Annotated in this window: 1 protein-coding gene; it reads left to right on the top strand. The window is 45.8% G+C overall.

Annotation, left to right across the window (positions count from 1 at the left end):
- Positions 1-644, top strand: a 644-nt coding sequence (locus OK414_RS27520; RefSeq protein WP_263046368.1) for a transposase, incomplete at both ends; no start/stop codon positions are given.

Below are 644 nucleotides of genomic sequence, written 5' to 3' on the forward strand. Positions count from 1 at the left end.
GGCTCATTCGTATGATGACGAAAGAAAAGCAGCATTTTCTTCAACACCTAAGCTATAAGTGTAATACTTTCTCTCAAGAAGTAGACTCCTCGGTCTTCGGTAGCGCAATGATGGAGCTTTTCTTAGAGAAATACAGCTTGGAAGAACTAGCCCACCTACCACTGGAGGAACTAGCAGCATTCCTTCAAGAGAAAGGGAAAAACCGATTTGGTGACCCGAAATGTGTCGCAACCTCCATTCAGAAAGCCGTGCGATCTTCGTATCGCTTGGACAAGGTAGTGGAAGATTCCATGGATGTGATACTAGGGACCTCGATCGAGGTCATTCGCACCTTCCAAAAGCAGATAAAAGAAATTGACAAAGCGATCAAAAAACTGATGGCTGGATTGACAAACACGCTTGAATCCATCCCTGGAATTGGTCCCGTATTCGCTGCGGGTATCATAGCTGAAATTGGCCAAATAGACCGGTTTGATGATGAAACTAAAGTAGCGAAATACGCAGGTCTATACTGGCGAAAGCATCAGTCTGGGCGCTTTACTGCCGAAGACACGTCCCTATCACGTAACGGTAACCACTACTTGCGATATTACTTAGTTGAAGCCGCCAACTCCGTAAGAAGGCAAGTTCCGGATTACCGGGAT

The organism is Priestia sp. JV24 (genome assembly GCF_025910025.1).
GTDB lineage: Bacteria > Bacillota > Bacilli > Bacillales > Bacillaceae_H > Priestia > Priestia megaterium.